General features: G+C 71.1%; 15 protein-coding genes. 3 read left to right on the forward strand and 12 right to left on the reverse strand.

What is annotated here, in order from left to right:
- Positions 1-48: 48 nt before the first annotated feature.
- The 10 genes from GNT64_RS17620 to GNT64_RS17665 all read right to left on the reverse strand — a co-directional run bounded on the left by GNT64_RS17620 (position 49) and on the right by GNT64_RS17665 (position 14390).
- On the reverse strand, positions 49-1224 hold the full coding sequence (locus GNT64_RS17620; protein WP_197277068.1) for an acyl-CoA dehydrogenase family protein: 1176 nt from the start codon (positions 1222-1224) through the stop codon (positions 49-51).
- The gene (locus GNT64_RS17625) at positions 1224-2426 is read right to left on the reverse strand and encodes an acetyl-CoA acetyltransferase (protein ID WP_156680704.1); all 1203 of its coding nucleotides are present in this window, start codon (positions 2424-2426) and stop codon (positions 1224-1226) included. The genes GNT64_RS17620 and GNT64_RS17625 overlap by 1 nt, the downstream gene beginning before the upstream one ends.
- A gap of 11 nt (positions 2427-2437) precedes the next feature.
- Positions 2438-3871, reverse strand: a complete 1434-nt coding sequence (locus GNT64_RS17630) for a hypothetical protein (protein ID WP_156680705.1) — start codon at positions 3869-3871, stop codon at positions 2438-2440.
- Between the two features lie 190 nt (positions 3872-4061).
- Positions 4062-4961 carry an SDR family NAD(P)-dependent oxidoreductase gene (locus GNT64_RS17635; RefSeq protein WP_156680706.1) on the reverse strand — a complete coding sequence of 300 codons (900 nt, stop codon included), beginning with the start codon at positions 4959-4961 and terminating at the stop codon, positions 4062-4064.
- Positions 4958-6556: a class I adenylate-forming enzyme family protein gene (locus GNT64_RS17640; protein ID WP_156680707.1), complete on the reverse strand. Its 1599-nt coding sequence runs from the start codon at positions 6554-6556 to the stop codon at positions 4958-4960. Before GNT64_RS17640 ends, GNT64_RS17635 begins: the two co-directional genes overlap by 4 nt.
- Positions 6553-8388 carry a flavin-containing monooxygenase gene (locus GNT64_RS17645; protein ID WP_156680708.1) on the reverse strand — a complete coding sequence of 612 codons (1836 nt, stop codon included), beginning with the start codon at positions 8386-8388 and terminating at the stop codon, positions 6553-6555. The genes GNT64_RS17640 and GNT64_RS17645 overlap by 4 nt, the downstream gene beginning before the upstream one ends.
- On the reverse strand, positions 8388-9179 hold the full coding sequence (locus tag GNT64_RS17650; RefSeq protein WP_156680709.1) for an enoyl-CoA hydratase/isomerase family protein: 792 nt from the start codon (positions 9177-9179) through the stop codon (positions 8388-8390). Before GNT64_RS17650 ends, GNT64_RS17645 begins: the two co-directional genes overlap by 1 nt.
- Entirely contained in the window at positions 9176-10120 is a 945-nt protein-coding gene (locus GNT64_RS17655) for an SDR family NAD(P)-dependent oxidoreductase (protein WP_156680710.1), read from the reverse strand. Before GNT64_RS17655 ends, GNT64_RS17650 begins: the two co-directional genes overlap by 4 nt.
- Positions 10117-13362 (reverse strand): carboxyl transferase domain-containing protein, encoded by a 3246-nt coding sequence (locus tag GNT64_RS17660; RefSeq protein ID WP_156680711.1) that lies wholly within the window; start codon positions 13360-13362, stop codon positions 10117-10119. The genes GNT64_RS17655 and GNT64_RS17660 overlap by 4 nt, the downstream gene beginning before the upstream one ends.
- Entirely contained in the window at positions 13359-14390 is a 1032-nt protein-coding gene (locus GNT64_RS17665) for an alpha/beta hydrolase fold domain-containing protein (protein ID WP_197277069.1), read from the reverse strand. Before GNT64_RS17665 ends, GNT64_RS17660 begins: the two co-directional genes overlap by 4 nt.
- Before the next feature lie 163 nt (positions 14391-14553).
- On the opposite strand from GNT64_RS17665, the gene GNT64_RS17670 reads away from it, so the two are divergent.
- Genes GNT64_RS17670 through GNT64_RS17680 form a run of 3 tightly spaced genes read left to right on the forward strand, consistent with a single transcriptional unit; the run spans position 14554 to position 16739 of the window.
- On the forward strand, positions 14554-15063 hold the full coding sequence (locus GNT64_RS17670; protein WP_156680712.1) for a MarR family winged helix-turn-helix transcriptional regulator: 510 nt from the start codon (positions 14554-14556) through the stop codon (positions 15061-15063).
- A gap of 25 nt (positions 15064-15088) precedes the next feature.
- Positions 15089-15931 carry a MaoC/PaaZ C-terminal domain-containing protein gene (locus GNT64_RS17675; protein WP_156680713.1) on the forward strand — a complete coding sequence of 281 codons (843 nt, stop codon included), beginning with the start codon at positions 15089-15091 and terminating at the stop codon, positions 15929-15931.
- A gap of 4 nt (positions 15932-15935) precedes the next feature.
- Positions 15936-16739 carry an enoyl-CoA hydratase/isomerase family protein gene (locus tag GNT64_RS17680; protein WP_197277070.1) on the forward strand — a complete coding sequence of 268 codons (804 nt, stop codon included), beginning with the start codon at positions 15936-15938 and terminating at the stop codon, positions 16737-16739.
- A 9-nt stretch (positions 16740-16748) separates the two neighbouring features.
- On the opposite strand, the gene GNT64_RS17685 is transcribed toward GNT64_RS17680, so the two are convergent.
- The gene (locus tag GNT64_RS17685) at positions 16749-17471 is read right to left on the reverse strand and encodes a GntR family transcriptional regulator (protein WP_156680715.1); all 723 of its coding nucleotides are present in this window, start codon (positions 17469-17471) and stop codon (positions 16749-16751) included.
- Between the two features lie 41 nt (positions 17472-17512).
- Positions 17513-18712 (reverse strand): cytochrome P450, encoded by a 1200-nt coding sequence (locus GNT64_RS17690; protein ID WP_156680716.1) that lies wholly within the window; start codon positions 18710-18712, stop codon positions 17513-17515.
- Between the last annotated feature and the right edge of the window lie 4 nt (positions 18713-18716).

Consider the following 18716-nt stretch of genomic DNA (forward strand, 5'->3'; position numbering starts at 1 on the left):
CCATGATCATGGACGACCGCGTCGAGCGCAGCGGCCGGCGCGTCACGGTCAGTTCCGTCGGAACAGATCGCGTGCGATCAGCTGGCGCATGACCTCGTTGGCCCCGCCGGCGATACGGCTGATCCGGGCGTCGACATAGGCCTGCGCGATCGGATATTCGCTCATATACCCGTAGCCGCCGAAGAACTGGAGGCACTGGTCGACGACACGGCCGTTCAGCTCGGTGACGAGAAGCTTGATCTTGGACGCGTCGGTCGGCGTCAGCCGCCCGGCCATGAAGCGGCTTATGCCCCAATCCACCAATATGCGGCCTTGACTGACCTCGGCTGCGAGCTGCGCGAGGGCGAACTGCGTGTTCTGCATGTCGCCCAGCTTGCCGCCGAACAGGTCGCGTTCCTGTACATAGTCGACGGTCCAGCGGATCGCCGCCTCGCACGCCGCCATGCCCTTGACGCCGATCGACAGCCGCTCCTGCGCGAGCTTGGTCATCAGCTGGGTGAAACCCCGGCCCTCCTCGCCGAGCAGGTTGCCGGTGGGCGCGATCGCATCGTGGAAGAACAGCTCGGAGGTGTCCTGCGCCTTCAGGCCGATCTTCTCCAGGCGGCGGCCCCGCTCGAAGCCGGGCTGATCGGCGTCGACCGCTATCAGGCTCACGCCGCGGGCGCCGGCGGCCGGATCGGTCTTGCAGGCCAGGACCAGGATGTCGCACTGGCCGCCGTTCGAGATGTAGGTCTTCTGCCCGTTGATCCGATAGGTCTCGCCCTCGCGCACGGCACTCGTCCGCATGGCCTTCAGGTCGCTGCCGGCGCCCGGTTCGGTCATGCCGACGGCGCCGATCGCCTCGCCGCTGATCATGCGCGGCAGCCACTCGCGTTTCAGCGCCTCGCCGCCCCAGGCGAGGATGTACGGCGCCACCATCTCGGAGTGGACCATGAAGCCCGGCCCGGTGACGTTGGCGCGGGTGATCTCCTCGATCACCACCACGGCGTACAACCAGTCGGCGCCGATGCCGCCGTAGGCCTCGGGGATGGTCGGGCAGAGCATGCCGAGCGCGCCTGCCTTGCGCCAGGCCTCGCGCGGCACGATCCCGGCCTTTTCCCACTCCGCGTGATATGGCTGAAGCTCGGCCTCGACGAACCGGCGCACCGTCGCGCGAAATGCGTCGTGCTCGGGCTCGAACAGGTCGCGCTCGACCAGGCTGCCGCTCTCGTGCGCGACGTTCATCATCGGCCCATCAATCCCAGGATCGAGATCGCGGCGACACCCTGATAGGGCACCCCGCCGAGATTGTGGGCCAGGCCGAGCGAGGGATCGGCAAGCTGGCGGCCGCCGGCGCGGCCGAGCAGCTGGCTGTAGATCTCGTAGGCCATGCGCAGCCCGGATGCGGCGATCGGATGGCCGAAGCATTTGAGCCCGCCGTCGATCTGGCAGGGCAGGCGCCCGTCGCGGTCGAACGCGCCGTCCAGCACATCGAAGACCGCGCGTCCGTCGTCGGAGAGGCCGAGATCCTCCATCGTCACGAGTTCCGTGATCGAGAAACAGTCGTGCACCTCGGTCAGGCCCAGCTGCGTGCGCGGATCGGTGATCCCCGCCTCGCGATAGGCGCGCGCGGCGGCGTTGCGGGTGTTGGGCACGCTGCTGCCGTCCCATTCCGCCAGCTGCGTCTCCCGCCCCGAGCTCGCCGAGATCTGCAGGGCCTTGATCGACACGATGTCGGTCTTGCCCAGCGCGCGCGCCATCTCGGGCGTCGTCACGATCGCGCAGGCGGCGCCGTCCGATACGCCCGAACAGTCGAACAGGCCGAGCGGATCGGCGATCATCGGCGCGCGCAGGATCGTCTCCATCGGCACGGGCTTGCGGAAGTGCGCCTTCGGGCTGTGCTGGCCATTCTGGTGGCTCTTCCACGAGACATGGCCGATCGCGCGCTTCAGATCGTCGCGTGAGATGCCGTGGCGCGCACGGTAGCCGGAAGCGAGCTGCGCGAACCCGGCGGGAGCGGAACCCATCGGCATCCACAGGTCGTTGAACGTGCCCTTGAACGGGGTCGGCAGACCGCCGTAGCCGGTGTCCTTCAATTTCTCCGAACCGATCGCGAGCGCCACGTCGACCGCCCCTGCGGCGACCGCGTAGGCGGCCGCGCGCAGCGTCTCCGTGCCGGTCGCGCACATATTCTCCATGCGGCTGACGGGGATGCCGTCCAGCCGCAGCGCGGTGGCCGCGGGGATCGCGGAATTGCCGACGTTCACCGCGTCGCCGTAGCAGCCGAACCACGCCGCCTCGATCTGCTCTCGCCCGATGCCGGCGTCGGCCAGCGCCTCCTCGAACGCCTCCGCCATCAGCTCGGGCGAGCCCGCGTCCCAACGCTCGCCGAACCGCGAGCACCCCATGCCGAGGATCGCGACCTTGTCCTTGATACCCGTTGCCATACGCCCGACCCTCAAGCCGCACCGAGCGGCGTCGACTTCCAGAAATAGCGGCGATAGCCACGCTGCCGGTCATGCTCCTTGATCCGGAACACCATGCGCAGCGCCGCATCCACCTCGATCCCGCCCGCGCCCACGTCGACCAGTTCCATCTGCACGCGCGCGCCGTTGTCGAACTGCACGAAGCCGACATGCAGCGGCGGGCTCGGGTGGTAGGACAGCCAGTCGGCGGTGACGGTGAGCAGCTTCGCCGGCTCGTCCCGCAGGGGCACCGGGCTGAAGCTGGCGGCGGGGGCGTGGCAGTTAGCGCAATATTGCAGCTGCGGGAACTGCACCGCGCCGCACGCGCCGCACGCGCCGGCGACGAACGCGTCGATCTGCCCGGCCGAGCGGTACTGTTCGGTCAGCGCGGTCTTGGCGCTCTTCTCCGCACGCATGCCCCAGTCCATGTCGATGCCGCCCTGGAACGAGAGCATCCGCAGATAGCTGTCGGTCGGCAGTGCATCGGCGATCGCCGCTGTCACGCCGCGCGCTGGTCGCGCGTCGGGCAGGTGCCCGGTCGTCTCCAGCACCAGCGCATCGGCGCCCTGGCCGAAGCCGACCAGCAGGATCCGCTCGCCCGGCCCGGCCGTCTCCAGCGTGCCGGCGAGCATCAGCAGGGCATGCGCCGCGCCCGCATAGCCGACACCGTCGTCGAGTGGATCGGCGATCGTGCCGGCGAACCTCACCGATTTCGCCACCGCCGGTGCGGCGCCGCGAAGATAGGAGGGCATCACGAAATGCTGGATGTCGCCGATCGACACCCCCGCATCGGCGAGCGCCGCCGCGATCGCGGCGGGCACGACGCGGCCATAGCCCTCGTCGCGGATCCAGCGTTCCTCCCACTGATAGTCCGTGTCCCTCCCCGCCGCGCGGAAATGATCGACGAACGGTGCGGAGATGCTCGCCGCGCCCAGCAGGCGCAACGCCACATCGGTGTCGGTGACGAGGAACGCCGCCGCGCCCGCGCCGAAGTGCAGCTCCTGCGTGCTGCCCGGCCTGGCGATCGGGTCCTCGGAAGCGATCACCAGCGTCGGCTCGGTGCCGCGCAGCGCCTGCAGCAGCGCCGAGGTTCCGGCGCGCTGCGATCCGCCCACGTCGGCGGTGGCCAGCATCGCCAGCAGGTCGAGAGCGCCCGCGACGATCGTGGCGTTGTGCAGGTCGGCATAAGGCAGGCGTGTCGAGGCGAGGCGCAAGGCCGCCGGCGCGGCGCGGCCGGCGATCGCGCCACGGGCGGCCTCCACCGCCATGGTGATCGCGTCCTCGTCCCACGAGGCGAACGCGCGGCTGCCTCTGGCCTGTGCCTTCAGCGACGGCATGGCCCAGCGATGCGCCTCCGCGATGATCGCGCGGTCCAGCCGAAGGCGCGGCACATAGGCGCCGAACGCCGCGATGCCGAGCGCGCTCATCGTGCCGGAACCCGGCTCGCCGACGCGACGTTCGTTCGCGCAGGCCTGTCCAGAGGAGCGATCATGTCCGCATCCGTCCCCCCGCCCGAAGAGCCCGAGACCCAGCCCGACGTGGCGGAACCGCCAATCGACGTCGAGCGGCCGATCGAGCCGGGCGATCCAAACGCCCAGCCGGTCTGAACCGCGCCGCTCACGGGTTCAGCCATGTGTCGCGGTCGATGCCGGCGTTCGCCCGCGCGAACCGCGTGATCTTCTCGATGTGCGGACCAAGGTCCGTCGGATCGCGCGCGGCGTCCGTCACCGGCCCGTGCTGCCAGCTCTCGATGACCGAGTAGCCGTAGCCCCATGCCGCGAACACGCGCCCGCTGATCTCCCGCGATTCCGCGCTCGCCAGCCAGCAGACCAGGGCGGCGATCCATTCCGGATCGCGCCGCGCCACCTGTTCCGGCGTGTAGTCGCGCAAGCCCTCCGTCATCCGCGTCTGCGCGCGCGGCGCCACGGCGTTGACCGTGACGCCGATCCGCTGAAGCTCGCGCGCGGCGATCTGCGTCAGCGAAGCGATCCCACCCTTGGCCGCGGCGTAATTGGCCTGGCCGATATTGGCGAACAGGGCCGAGTGCGAGGTCGTGTTGATGACCCGCGCGTCCGGCTGATCGCCAGCCTTCGATCGCGCCCGCCAGTGGTTGGCGGCGTGGTGCAGCGGCGCGAACGTGCCCTTCAGGTGCACGCGGACCACCATGTCCCACTCGTCCTCCGTCATGTTGACGATCATCCGGTCGCGCAGGATGCCGGCATTGTTGATGAGCACGTCCAGGCCGCCGAACCGATCGACGGCCTGCTCCACCATCTGTCTGGCGCCCTGCCAATCAGCCACGTCGGAGGTGTTGATCTCGGCCTCGCCCCCGGCGGCGCGGATCGTCGACACCACCTCCTCGGCGGGCGTCTGGTCCGCGCCCACGCCGGCCGCGGACGAGCCGAGATCGTTGACGATCACGCGCGCGCCATGTGCCGCCAGCATGATGGCGTAGGTGCGGCCGAGGCCGCGCCCGCCGCCGGTCACGATCGCGACCCTTCCTTCCAGCAGACTCATCTCTCTTCCGCCTCCCTCGCGTTGACGTGGTCCGAGAACTCGCGGCGCAGCGCCGGCTTGTCGATCTTGCCGGTGGGCAGCACCGGCAGCGGCGCCGCGCGCAGCAGCCAGCGCGTCGGCACCTCGAAGTAAGCGAGCCGCGCGCGCAGCCCGGCGGCGATCGCGGCGGGATCGGGCGTGGTGCCCGGTCGGGGATGGAGCACCGCCGCCACCGCCTCGCCGAACTCCGCGTCCGGCACGCCGATCACCGCCGCTTCCAGCACGTCCGCGTGCGCGAGCAGCGCGTCCTCGACATGCTGGCAGGAGATGTTCTCACCGCCGCGTATCACCATGTCCTTGGCGCGGCCGGTGATGAACACGAAGCCGTCCGCGTCCATCCGGCCGATGTCGCCGGTGGCGTACCAGCCGTCGGCGTCGATCGGCCGCTCCGGCCCGTCCAGATAGCCGATCATCAGCGCCGCCGATCGCGCGAGCAGCTCGCCCTCGCCGCCGGGCGGCGCCTCGATGCGAAGCTCGACGCCCGGCAGCACGCGCCCGACCGTGCCGGGCCGCGCCGCCAGATCCGACGCGCCGACCAGGGTGACAAACGACATCTCGGTCATGCCGTAGCCGGACGAGAATCCACGCGCGGCGTGCGGCAAGGCGGCAGTCACTTCGGCGACGAACTCCGCGCTGACCGCCGCGCCGCCGGACGCGGGCGCGATCAGGCTCGAAAGGTCGCGTGCCGGGCGATCGGGGTGACGCAGCAGGCGCTGGAACATCGTGGGCACTGCGGACCAGCTCGTGACCCGCTCCGCCTCGATCAGGCGCAGCGCCTCGGCCGGGTCGAAGCGCCCGGACAGGAAAACGATGCGGCCGCCGTCAAGCTGGTTCCCGAGCGTGGCGACCATCCCGCCATTGTGGAACAGCGGCGTCGTGGCGAGCGCCACTTTCTGCGCGCCCGCAGCCGGCGGCAGGAGAGGGCGGCCACCGCGCAGCACATGCGCGGTCTGCTGCGACCAGACCAGCGCGCGATGCGAGAGCTGGACGGACTTGGGCTCGCCCGTCGAGCCGGCGGTGAAGACGATCACCGCGACATCGTCCTCGTCGACCGCGGGCACGGGCAGCGGCCGGGCGGGCGCGGGCAGCCGCCACCAGCCGGCGATCCCGTCCGGCGTCAGCCGGGCTGCGGGCGCCTCGACCGGAAGATCGGTCGCGACCAGCGCCGGTCCGATCCGCGCGATCGCGCGGGCCAGCGCATGCGGGCTCCACCAGCGATTCCCGAGCACCGGCACCGCGCCGAGCGCCCAGGCGGCACATTGCACCAGCCAGAATTCGGGCGCGTTGTAGAGCACGATCAGCACGCGGTCGCCGGGCTGCACGCCAGCCGCCGCCAGCGCCCCCGCACCGGCCGCCACCGCCCGGCGGAACGCCCCGTGCGTGAAGCGCCGCTCGCCCTGCACGAGGAAGTCGTCCTCGTCGCGGCGCACGCCGAGCGCCATCAGCTCCGTCACGCTGCGCGGTCGCCGCCGCCACACCGCGACCGGCCGCCCGAGCACCTCGACGGGCTCCAGCGTCGCCCACTCGGGCGAGGTCATGTAGCCGTCTATGCTCATCTGAGCTCGGTTCCCGCCATGTCGCCCGCCTCGCGCCACGCGGCGAGGATCTCGAGGAACCGCATCGGGCCGCCGCCATAGGTGGAGGCGCGCACGCCGAACGGGTTCTGGAGATTGCCCTCGTCGTTATAGTAGCCGGGCGTGCAGCTGGCGTAGAAGGCGTCGGAGAGGTGCGCCTTGGCGGCCATCTCGTCGCACCATCCGGTCTCTCCCGCCGCGGTCGCCTCGATCACCTCGGCGCCGCGCGCGCCCACCTCGCCGATGATGTGCGCGATCTGCGATGCCTGCTGGCCCAGCGAGAAGGGGACGAGGAAGGTGAACGCGGTCTGCGTCGATCCCATGAAGAAGATGTTCGGGAAGCCGTGCGACTGCAGGCCGTGCAGCGTGCGCACCCCGCGCCGCCAATGGTCCGAGAGCCTGATTCCGTCGCGCCCGGCAACGTCGAAGCCGGTACGCTTGACGAACGCGCTGTTGGTCTCGAACCCGGTGGCGAAGATCAGGCAGTCGAGCGCGATCTCGCGCCCACCTACGATCACGCCGCCGGGCGTCACCCGCTCGATGCCGTGCCCGTCCGTATCCACCAGCGTGACGTTCGGGCGGGTGAACGCCTCCAGATAGCCGTCGTTGAAGCATGGTCGCTTGCAGAACTGACGATACCAAGGCTTCAGCGCCTCCGCCGTGGCGCCCTCGCCGACGACGGCGTCCACCCGACGGCGGATCTTCTCCATCTTCTTGAAGTCGGCCAGTTCCGTCATCGCGCGCTGCTCGATCCGGGTCAGCGGCCGGCCGAGCGCCGCCGCCCGGCGTTTGGCGGCGGCGCCCGTGATGTCGGTGAACATGTCGGTCCAGCCGTCGTCGACCAGATCGACGTCGGCGTCGCCGCCGTGGATGATCGTCACGAAATTGTTCATCCGCTCGGCCTGCCAGCCCGCGCGCAGCGAGGCGGCCCAGGCGGGATCGGTCTCGCGATTGTTGCGCGCGTCCACCGACGAGGGGGTACGCTGGAAGACGTGGAGGTGCCCCGCCCCGGCGGCCAGATGCGGTACGCACTGGATGGCGGTCGCGCCGGTGCCGACGATGCCGATGGCCTTGTCGCCGATCCTGTCGAGCCCGCCGTCGGCGCTGCCGCCGGTATAGTCATAGTCCCAGCGGCTGGTGTGGAAGGTGTGGCCCGCGAACGTCTCGATGCCGGGGATGCCGGGCAGCTTCGGCCGATCGAGCGCGCCGCTCGACACGATCACGAACTGCGCGCGCATCCGGTCGCCGCGATCGGTCTCGACATGCCAGCGCCGCGCCGCCTCGTCCCAGCGCATGTCCGTGACCGAAGTCTGGAAGCACGCGTCGCGGTACAGGTCGAAGTGGCGGGCGAAGCGGCGGCTATAGTCCAGTATCTCGGGCGCGAACGAATATTTGTGACGGGGCACGTAGCCGGTCTCTTCGAGCAGCGGCAGGTAGACGTATGACTCGACGTCGCACGCGGCCCCCGGATATCGGTTCCAGTACCACGTGCCGCCGAAGTCGCCCGCTTTCTCGATATAGCGGATGCGCTCGATCCCCGCGCCGCGCAGCCGTGCGCCCATCAGCATCCCGCCGAAGCCGCCCCCGACGATGATCGCCCCCACCTCGTCGCAGAGCGGCGCGCGCGTGAAGCCCGGCGCGACATACGGATCCTCGACATAGGACGAGAACTGCTTCGCCGTGGCGATATACTGCTGGTCGCCGCCTGGCCGCAGCCGCTTGTCGCGCTCGGCATCGTAACGCGCGCGCAGCGCGTCGGGATCGAAGTCGACGCCGCCGACAAGAGCCTTCAGCACCTCGACATCGGCGGTCATCAGCGGCCCTCCCAACGCGGCGCGCGCTTGCCCTTGAACGCGCTCACCGCCTCCTGCAGGTCGGCCGAGCCGAACGTGATCCCCTCCAGATAGAAACCGAGATCGAGCACCTCGCCGGTGCGCGCCATCATCACCTTGTTGAGCGCGCGCTTGGTCAGCTGCACGGCGAGCGGCGGCAGCGCGGCGATCCGCGCGGCGAGCGCGAGCGCCGCCGGCAGCACCGCGTCCGCCGTGGCCTCCATGTCGGTGACGACGCCCATCCGGAACGCGTCGTCGGCGCTCAGCGGATCGCCGGTCAGCAGATGGCGCTTGGCGCGGATCATGCCCATGGCCGTCGGCCACGACACGCAGCCGCCATCACCCGCGACCAGCGCCATTACGACATGCGGATCGGAGAATTCGACGCCGGGACAGGACACGATCGCGTCGGCCGCGAGCACCAGCGAAGTGCCCAGCCCGTAGCTGTTCGCGGAAAGCGCCACCACCAGCGGCTTGGGGAAGTCCGCCACGGCGCGAAACAGCCGCCGTCCCTCGTCGATCAGGTCGAGGCGCTTGGCCATGTCGCCCGCGCATTCGAGCATCACGTCGGTGTCGCCGCCCGCGGAGAAGACCCGCCCGGTCGAACTCAGCACCACCGCGAGCACCTCCGCGTCGCGGCCCAGTTCGCCCAGCATGTATTCCAGCTCGCGATGGAGCTGCATGTCGAAGCGGTTGAGCAGTTCCGGCCGGCACAGCCGCAGTTCGGCGACGCGATCGTGGCGGATGAGTTCGATCGCTGGGTGGTCGGTCATGCTGATGTTCCCGCGCTGTTGTTCGGCAGGCTGATCTCGGGCAGCAGCGGCGATCGCGCGTCTCCCGGCCGATAGCCCATCACGTCCGGATGGTCGTCGCTCCGCGCGAGCAGGTCGGGCATCGCCGCGTCCAGCGCCGCCAGGCTCCAGCCCTCCGCCCGGTCGATCGCCGCGTCGACCCGCGCGCGGGAGACGGTGGCGATGTGGCCGCCGCCCACCTGGAAGACCTGGCCGGTGATGCCGGCTGCGGCGTCGCTCGCCAGCCAGCATACCAGCCGGGCGACATGATCGACGGTGAACCGCTCGGGCGCGATGCCCTCGCTCATCCGCGTGAGCGCGGTCGGCGAGATCGCGTTGGCGGTCGCGCCGTAGCGGCCGAGCTCGGCGGCCGCGACCTGCGTCAAGGCGACTATGCCGGCCTTGGCGGCGGCGTAATTGGCCTGACCGTGGCCGTAGAGGCCCGCGCCGGAGGTCGTGTTCACAAGCCGGAACGCGCCGGGCTCGTCCGCCTTGGCGCGTGCGCGCCAGTGCAGCCCGGCGAAATGCGCGGTCGCGGCGCTGCCGATCAGGTGGACGCGGATCACCGAGCCGAATTCGTCCTCGCTCATGCCGATCAGCGTGCGCGGACGCAGGATGCCGGCATTGTTGACGAGGATGTCGAGCGCGCCGAACGCGTCTATCGCATGGCCGACGAGCGCCTCCGCGCCCGCCCAGCCGCCCACGTCGGCGGTGTCCGCCACGGCGCGACCGCCGGCCGAGACGATCTCTGCCACGACGTCGGACGCGGCGCTTCTCGCACTGCCGCCGTCGAGCGCGCTGCCGCGATCGTTGACGAGCACCGCCGCGCCCTCGGCGGCAAGCGCCAGCGCGTGCGCCCGGCCGATACCGCCACCGGCGCCGGTCACGACCGCGACGCGGCCGGCAAGGCGCGCGGCGCTCACCACGGATCCACGAACGGCACGGTCTTGGGCGATCCTATCGCACGCGGCTCGTGCGCCATGATCGCCATGTCGATCCAGCGTCGCGTCTCGGCGGGATCGATCACGTCGTCTATCTCGTAGTGAGTGGCCACGCTCAGCGCCTTGCCGACCTCGTGCATGCCCGCCACGAGCGCATCGAAGCGCGCCTGCCGCTCGGCCGGATCGGCGATCGCCGCCAGCTCGGCTGCGTGGCCGAGCTTCACGTTGCCCTCGATGTTCATGCCGCCGAACTCGCCCGTGGGCCAGCTGACCAGGAAGCGCGGCGCCTTGAACCAGCCCGCCGCCATCAGCTCGGCGCCGATGCCATAGGCCTTGCGGAGCACCACCGTGAACACCGGCACGGTCAGGTTCGCGCCGGTGACGAACATCCGGCCCATCTTGCGCACCGTCGCCTGCGCCTCCGCCTCCGGCCCCACCATCACGCCGGGCGTGTCGCAGAGCATCAGGATCGGCAGCCCGAACGCCTCGCACAGCCGCATGAAGCGCGACGCCTTGTCCGCCCCGTCCGCCCCGATCGCGCCGCCGAGATGGAGCGGATTGTTGGCGACGATGCCGATCGCCCGCCCCTCGACGCGCGCGAGCGCGGTGACGACCTCGACGCCGAAGTCGCGGCGCAGCTCCATGACCGAGCCTGTGTCGGCGACGAGTTCGATCGCCCGGCGCACCTCGTAGACGCGCAGCCGGTTCTCCGGGACGACATGGCGCAGCGCGCGCTGGTCCGCGCACGACCATTCGCCGCGCCGGCCCTGGAAATAGCCGAGATAGGCACGCGCCGCCGCCGCCGCCTCCGCCTCGTCCGCCACGACGAGGTCGACCACCCCGTTCGCGGCCTGCAAGGCGACCGGGCCGATCTCTTCCGGCGTGAACCGGCCGAGCCGCCCGCCCTCGATCATCGCCGGTCCGCCGACGCCGATGTTGCTGCGCTCGGTCGCGATGATGACGTCGCAGCAGGCGAGCATGCCGGCGTTCGCCGCGAAGCAGCGCCCGCTCGTCACGCCGATCAGCGGCGCGAGCCCGCTCATCCGGCCGAGCTGGTGGTAGGTCGAGACGTCCATCGTCCAGCCGGTCAGCGCGAGCTTGAAGTCGGTGTCGCCGGCGCGGCCGCCGCCGCCCTCGGCGAACAGCACCACCGGTCGCCGCGCGGCATAGGCGGTCGCAAGCGCGTGCTTCATCTTCTCGCGAGCCAACTCGCCGACCGTGCCGGCGAGGACGGTCTCGTCGAACGCGATCACCAGCGCCTGCGCGGCGGCCGGCGGGCAGCTGTCGGCGTTGACCGTGCCGAAGCCCACCACCACCCCGTCCGCCGGCGTCCGTCGTACGAGGTCGTCGAGCGAGCGCCGCGCGCGCTGGCCGGCGACGACCAGCGGCCCGAACTCCACGAAGCTGCCGGGATCGCACACCGCCTCCACGTTGGCCCGCGCGGTGCGCTGCCCCCGCGCGGCCCGCCTGGCCACGGCCTCCGGCCGCGCCTCATCGCGGGTGCCGGCGTGCCGACCGATCACCTCGGCAAGGTCGGCGCGTGGCGCGTCGAGATCCTGCTCGGTCGCGCCGGCCTCCGCCACGTCGGCGTCGTGCAGGTCGGCGAGCGTGAGCAGCGCCTCGCCCGCGCGGACCGCCGCGCCCGCCGCCGCCAGCACCGCCGTCACGCGTCCGCCGCGGGGCGCCGCGACGAGATGCTCCATCTTCATCGCCTCCACCACCGCGACCGGCTGGCCCGCCGCGACGTCCGCGCCCGTCCCGACCAGCAGGCCGACGAGCACGCCCGTGACGGGAGCAGCGATCGCCGCGACGTCATCGGACGGCGTCTCGGCCGGGGTCGCCATGTCGGTCTCCCCGGCGGCGGCGCGCAGCTCCGCCAGATGCTCGTCGACGAAGCGCGTGGTCAGCCCGGCGCCCGCGAGCAGCGGATGCGCCAGGATCGCGCGCAGCAGGCCGATACTGGTGTCGACGCCCTCGATCCGGAACTCGGCGAGCGCCCGCGCCGTCGTCGCGGCGACCTCCTCGAACGATCCGGCGCCGTGGACGATCAGCTTGGCGAGCAGCGGATCGAAGCGCGGATTGGTGGCGTAGCCGCCATAGCCGAAGCCGTCGACGCGCACCCCCGGGCCGCCCGGCGGCTCGTAGGCGGCGAGCGTGCCGCCCGAGAAGACCGGCGTGCCGTCCGCCGACAGCCGCTCCATGTTGATGCGCGCCTGGATGGCGAATCCTGGCAGCGGCTGTCGCTCCGTCACCCCCAGCGCATCGAGCCCGGCGCCGTCCGCGATCCGCAGCTGCGCCTCGACCAGGTCGACGCCCCACAGCGCCTCGGTGACGGTATGCTCGACCTGGAGGCGCGGATTGACCTCGAGGAAGACATGCTCCCCGCGCACCGGATCGACGAGAAACTCGACCGTTCCGGCATTGGCATAGCCGATCGCGGCGGTCAGGCGGCAGGCGTCGGCGTACAGCCGGGCGGCGAGTGCTGCGGGCAGGCATGGGGAGGGCGCGATCTCGACCAGCTTCTGGTTGCGGCGCTGCACCGTGCAGTCCCGCTCGCCCAGGTGGATGACCGCACCGCGCCCGTCGCCGAGCACCTGAACCTCGATGTGGCGCGCGTCGAGCATCGCCCGCTCAAGATAGACCCGGCCGTCGCCGAACGCGCGTTCCGCCTCCGACCGGCAGCGGTCCATCGCCGCATCCAGCTCGTCGGCGTCGCGCACGAGCCGGATGCCGCGGCCGCCGCCGCCGGCCACCGCCTTGGCCATCACCGGCCCGCCGAGCGTCGCCATGAACGCGCGCCCGTCCGCCGCCGAGATGCCGGCCGGCGTGCCGGCGAGCACCGGCACTCCCGTCTCGATCGCGAGTGCGCGCGCGCGGGCCTTGTCGCCGAGCGCGTCGAGCTGGTCAGGCGCCGGTCCCACGAAGATCAGCCCGGCGTCAGCGCACGCGCGGGCGAACGCGCCCGATTCGCTCAGGAAGCCGTAGCCGGGGTGGACCGCGTCGCACCCGGTCTCCCGCGCCACCGCGATTAGCGCGGCGATGTCGAGATAGGCGGAGGGGCCGCCGCCCGGCAGCAGCCGGAACAGGTCGGCGCGCCGGCAGTGAAGCGATCCGCGATCGTCGTCCGGCGCCACGGCCACCGTCACGATGCCGAGCCGGGCCGCCGTCCTTGCGACGCGGATCGCGATCTCCCCGCGATTGGCGATCAGCAGGCGGCCGATCATCGTCCGCCCCGCTCGGCAAGCCGGCGTCGCAGCCACGCCAGGCGCGTCGCCCGAGCCGTCGCGGCAAGCGCGCTGTCCCGGGCGATCACGTCGAAGCCGTGGAACGCGCCCGCCCAGACGTGCAGCTCGATCGGCACGTCGGCCTGCGCCAGCCGCGCGGCGAACGCGATCGTCTCGTCGCGGAACGTCTCCACGCCACCCACGTCGAGGAAGGTGGGCGGCAGGCCGGAGAGATCGTGCGCGCGGATCGGGGCGGCGCAGTCCGGCACGTCCGGTCCGCCCACGGCTGCGCCCAGCAGCGCCGACCAGCCGGTGCGATTGGAAGCGCGATCCCACGGCACGTCGCCGTCATAGGCTACGCTCGACGCGAAGCGTTCCGCATCGTCCAGCATCGGCGCCATCAGCATGAGCCCGGCAAGCGCCGGCCCGCCTCGCTCCCGCGCGAGCAGCGCCGCGCCGGCCGCCAGCCCGCCGCCGGCGCTGGCGCCCGCGAGCAGCAGCGGCGCGTCGTCGAGCCCCAGCCCGGCGCGGCCGGCATCGATCCAGCGCAACGCGGCCAGACAATCCTCGACGGGCACGGGGTGCGGGTGTTCCGGCGCCAGGCGATAGTCGACCGAGACGAGGCCGATGCCGAGCGTGTCGACCCAGTCGAGCACGGCATCCAGCCCGCTGCGCGCGTCGCCGGCGATCATCCCGCCGCCGTGCAGGAAGACGATGCCCGGCAGCGGTGCCGTCGCGTGCGCCGGCCTCAGCAGCAGCGCCTCGATCTCGCCGCCGGCCACCGGCACGCGCCGGATGTCGATCGTCCGCCGGCCATCGCCCGCGAGAACCGCATCGGACGGACCGAGCCGCGCGGCGCCGGCCCGCAGCATGCCGATATGCTCGCGGCCGATCGACGAGAGCAGCGCCGGCGCACGGCGCAGGCACGCGGCCAGTTCGGGATCAAGCGGTGCGGCGGTGCGCGCCGGCCGTGCGATGCCCGTCCTCTCGCGCGCCTCTTCCAGCTGACCCTCTCCGTTCCCTGCCACCCGAACTCATGCGAACGGCTTGGTTAGTACACTTACGATCTGATAACGTAAGCTGTGCGCGGCTGGCAAGCGTTACGTTCGCGGATGAGTGCGATCGGCGAAGGAGGCTTGAGCGGCCCACGATACGATGCAATGGTAAGCTGACTTTCAAGAAGGATTTCGAATGTCCGAACCGGCGCTGCGTTCCTCCACGGCCACCCGCGTCAAGCCGTTCCGCCTGGGCTTCCTCGTTCACGACGTGTCGCGCCTGCGCCGCCGCGTGGTCGACAAGGCGCTCAAGCCGCTCGGCGTCACGCGGTCGCAATGGTGGGTGCTCGCCAACCTGTCCCGACACGAAGGGGGCAGCATGATGCAGTCGGAGCTCGCCAACGTGCTCGACATGAGCAAAGTCGCGCTGGGCGATCTGCTCGATCGGCTCGGCGAGAACGGGTTCGTCGTCCGTGAGGCGGACCCGTACGACAAGCGCGTGCGCCGCGTTCGGCTGAGCCGCGCGGGCGAGGCGCTGCTCTCGACTATCCAGGAGCGGGCGGAGGCGCTGAACCGGCAGATGCTGCAGGACTATGGCGAGGACGAGATCCGCATGGTCGAGGATGTGCTGCACGGCCTCAAGCAGCGCCTGCTGCAGATGAGCGAGGAACAGCGTGCCGAGCCGCCGTTCCAGGTGATCGGATGACGCGCGCGCGACGGGGAGAATAGCGATGGACGTCGACGCGATCAGAGCCTTGGCATTCCCGCCGGTCGAGCACGCCTATGTGGCCCGCGACACGATCCTCTACGCGCTCGGGCTGGGCTATGGCGCGGATCCGGCGGAACTCCCGTTCGTCTACGAGCGCGATCTGCTGGCGGTGCCGGCGATGGTCAACGTCCTCGCCCATCCGGGCTTCTGGGCGCAGCGGCCGGAATATGGCATCGATTGGGTGCGGCTGCTGCACGCCGAGCAGGCGTTTGAGATTCATGCGCCGCTGCCGGCGACGGGCACCGTGCGCGGCGAGTATCGGATCGCGAGCATCGAGGACAAGGGTGCCGGCAAGGGCGCGCTGCTGCATCAGGACAAGACGCTGGTGGACGTGAGCGGCGGCGCGCGGATCGCCACCGTCCGCTCCACTTTGTTCCTGCGCGGCAATGGCGGCGAAGGCGGCTTCGGCGATCCGCCCGCGCCCGCCGATCCTCTGCCCGATCGCGCGCCGGACCGCACGCTGTCGATCCCGACGCTGGCACGCCAGGCGCTGATCTACCGGCTGAGCGGCGACTGGAACCCGCTCCATGCCGATCCCGATATCGCACGCAAGGCCGGTTTTCCGGCGCCGATCCTGCACGGCCTGTGCACCAACGGCATCGCCTGCCGCGCCGTGCTGGCGGCCTATGCGGACAATCGGCCGGAGCGGCTGCGGCGCATGTTCACCCGCTTCTCGCGGCCGGTCTTCCCGGGTGAGACGATCCGCGTGGAGTTCTTCGAGACGGCGGGAGGGCTGCGCTTCCGCGCGGTGGCGGCGGAACGCGGCGAGGTCGTGCTCGATCGCTGCTCGGCCGAGATCGGCTGACGCCGTGGAGACGAGCGAAGACCTGCTGACCGAAACGCGCGACGGCGTAGGCATCATCACGCTGGATCGACCGGCCAAGCGCAACGCGCTGACGCCCGCGATGATCGACGGGCTGCTCGCCGCGACGCAGCGTTTCGAGCGCGATGAGGCCATCCGCTGCGTGCTGCTGCGCGCCTCGGGCAAAAGCTTCATGGCGGGTGGTGACGTCGCCGGGTTCCGCGATGCGCTGCTCGGCGACCGCGAAACCTATCTCGCGCAGCGCGAGCAGCGGCTGGTGATCGGCCACCTGATGATCCATCGCTTCCGGCGCATGCCCAAGCCTGTCGTCGTCGCGGTGCAGGGGGCCGCGACCGGCTACGGCTTCAGCATGCTGCTCGCCGCCGACTATGCGATAGCCGCCGACGACGCGCAGTTCGCCGTCGCGCACCGCCACATGGGCCTGACGGGGGACGGCGGCGTCAGCTACTTTCTGCCGCGCATCGTGGGTGAGCGGCGCGCGCTGGAGATCATGCTGCTCGGCGCGCGGTTCGACGCCGCGCAGGCGCTCGACTGGGGCCTGATCAACCGGCTCGTGGCGGCCGACCGCCTGCAGGACGAGGCGATCGGCTTCGCGTGCGAGCTGGCGGCGGGGCCGACGCGGGCGCTCGCCGGGATCAAGCGGCTCGTCCGCACCTCACTCGACACGGGCTGGGATCAGCAGCTGGCGCGCGAGGCGGAGCTGATCGCCGAGATGTTCGGCAGCGACGACCATCTCGAAGGCGTGACCGCGTTCCTGGAGAAGCGCCGGCCGAGCTTCTCCGGCCGCTGAGCCGGATGCTCAGGCCGCCTCGGCGATCCCCGCCTTCGCGGCCGCGAACTGCTTGTGCACGTGATCGGCCGCGTAGGCGATGTGCCCGCGCATCAGCGTCTCGGCGCGGTAGCTCTCGCCCGCGGCGATCGCCTCGACGATCGCATGATGCTGCCGGTGGACCATGCGGAGCTGGTAGAGCCCTTCCAGATCCTCGTCCTCGAACCAGTGGACGACGCGGCTGCCGGAATAGGGAATGCGCGTCGCGGCGGCGAGCGCCTGCTCCAGCGGCGGATTGGCGGCGGCCGCGAGCAGCAGGCGATGCAGTTCGTCGTTGACCTCGCGCCAGGGATCGCGGAGCGCGGCACTGAGGCGGCGCCCGGCAAGGATGTCGTCACCGCGCGCGAGCGCCGCCTCCATCCGCCGCTTCAACTCGGGATCGAGCGGGCGCTCGGCCGCGAGCCGGCAGGCAAGGCTCTCCAGCGCCTCGCGCACCACATAGGCGTTGAGCACGTAATCGATCGAGAACGCACGGACGACATAGCCGCGGTTCAGCCGGTAATCGACGAGCCCATCCTCGGCGAGCACGATCAACGCCTCGCGCACCGGCGTGCGCGACACGCCGAGCTGCTCGCTGAGCGACACTTCGAGCAGCCGCTGGTCGCCCTTCAGCACGCCGGTCATGATCATCTCGCGCAGCCGTTCGACCACGGTCTGCTGGCGGTTGCGAAGCGTGCGGGCAGGGGCTGTCATCAGATCAGGCTAGCAGATCGGCGGCATGGGCCCAATCGGGTTCATGCCGCCACGATGCGCAGCGGCAGTCGATCGAGGATGCGCAGATTGTTGAGCGGACGATAGGCCGGCGCGCCGGCCGGCTCGATGCGCTCGATGCGGTCGAGCAGCGCGTTGAACAGCGCCTCCGCCTCGGCGCGCGCGATGTTCTGGCCGATGCACTGGTGGACGCCCCAGCCGAGCGCCAGATGGCCCATCGCCGGCCGGTCTATGTCGTAGCGGTCGGGATCGCGGAAGCGGCGCGGATCACGGTTGGCCGATGCGGTAAGCAGGTGGATCTTCATGCCCTCGCGCAGCCGGGCGCCGCCGAGTTCGGCCTCGCCGTTGGTCTTGCGATACCAGGTCGTCGCCGGCGTCTCCAGCCGCAGCGCCTCCTCGAACGCCACCTTCACGCGCGCCCGGTCGGCACGCAGCCGTGCCCACAGATCGGGATCGGCGGCCAGGTGCATCAGCGTCGAGCCCAGTCCCGAGATCGTGGTGTGCAGGCCGCCGCCGAAGAAGCTCATCATCACGCTCTGCGCGACGCCGGGGCGCAGCCGGCCGTCGTCCTCGGCGGCGAAGATCTGCTCGCCGAAGCCGCCCGGCAGCAGGTTCTCGCGGCGTTGCGCGGCGTAATACCACTCGGCGATATGATCGAACCTGGCGCGCGCGGCGACGTAGAAGTCGTTGGCCGGGCCCAGCGAGCTGAAACGGTAATCGCCCTGGATCATCAGGTTGCCGCGCTGGTCGCCGGGCACGCCCAGCGCGTGCGGGAAGACGGTGGCGACATAGGGGATCGCCACGTCGTCCATCCCGTCGATCTCGGTCCGGCGCACCAGATCGTCGGCCAGCGCGCGCGCCGCCCGCTCGAAATCGTCGCGCCAGCCCTTGATGACCTTCGGCGAGATGATCTTGGTCATCACCCCGCGCACGTCGGTGTGGACCGGCGGATCGACCTCGACCAGGGCGCTGCCGGGGCGCAGCGCGCCGGGCTGCGTGATGTCGGTCAGGCCGACGCCGCCCGTCGAGCTGAAATGCGCCCAGTCGTCGAGCGCCGCGCGGACCTCGTCGTAGCGGCCCGTCGCATAGGTGTCATAGCGCGTGAGATAGACGACCGGCGCCGCCTCGCGGATCGCCGCCCATACGGGATAGGGATCGGCCGCGTGCGCCTGGTCGTAGGGATCGATGTCGAGGGTGGGAACGTCGTCGATCACGTCGCTCATCGGC

It is taken from the genome of Sphingomonas profundi (assembly GCF_009739515.1).
Classification (GTDB): Bacteria; Pseudomonadota; Alphaproteobacteria; order Sphingomonadales; family Sphingomonadaceae; genus Alterirhizorhabdus; species Alterirhizorhabdus profundi.

Bases quoted from the DNA above. Each gene is read 5' to 3' on its own strand.
- GNT64_RS17625 (WP_156680704.1), bottom strand. From the start codon at position 2,426: ATGGCAACGGGTATCAAGGACAAGGTCGCGATCCTCGGCATGGGGTGC.
- GNT64_RS17635 (WP_156680706.1), bottom strand. From the start codon at position 4,961: ATGAGTCTGCTGGAAGGAAGGGTCGCGATCGTGACCGGCGGCGGGCGC.
- GNT64_RS17620 (WP_197277068.1), bottom strand. From the start codon at position 1,224: ATGAACGTCGCGCACGAGAGCGGCAGCCTGGTCGAGCGCGACCTGTTC.
- GNT64_RS17690 (WP_156680716.1), bottom strand. From the start codon at position 18,712: ATGAGCGACGTGATCGACGACGTTCCCACCCTCGACATCGATCCCTAC.
- GNT64_RS17630 (WP_156680705.1), bottom strand. From the start codon at position 3,871: ATGAGCGCGCTCGGCATCGCGGCGTTCGGCGCCTATGTGCCGCGCCTT.
- GNT64_RS17640 (WP_156680707.1), bottom strand. From the start codon at position 6,556: ATGAGCATAGACGGCTACATGACCTCGCCCGAGTGGGCGACGCTGGAG.
- GNT64_RS17685 (WP_156680715.1), bottom strand. From the start codon at position 17,471: ATGACAGCCCCTGCCCGCACGCTTCGCAACCGCCAGCAGACCGTGGTC.
- GNT64_RS17675 (WP_156680713.1), top strand. From the start codon at position 15,089: ATGGACGTCGACGCGATCAGAGCCTTGGCATTCCCGCCGGTCGAGCAC.
- GNT64_RS17670 (WP_156680712.1), top strand. From the start codon at position 14,554: ATGTCCGAACCGGCGCTGCGTTCCTCCACGGCCACCCGCGTCAAGCCG.
- GNT64_RS17660 (WP_156680711.1), bottom strand. From the start codon at position 13,362: ATGATCGGCCGCCTGCTGATCGCCAATCGCGGGGAGATCGCGATCCGC.
- GNT64_RS17650 (WP_156680709.1), bottom strand. From the start codon at position 9,179: ATGACCGACCACCCAGCGATCGAACTCATCCGCCACGATCGCGTCGCC.
- GNT64_RS17645 (WP_156680708.1), bottom strand. From the start codon at position 8,388: ATGACCGCCGATGTCGAGGTGCTGAAGGCTCTTGTCGGCGGCGTCGAC.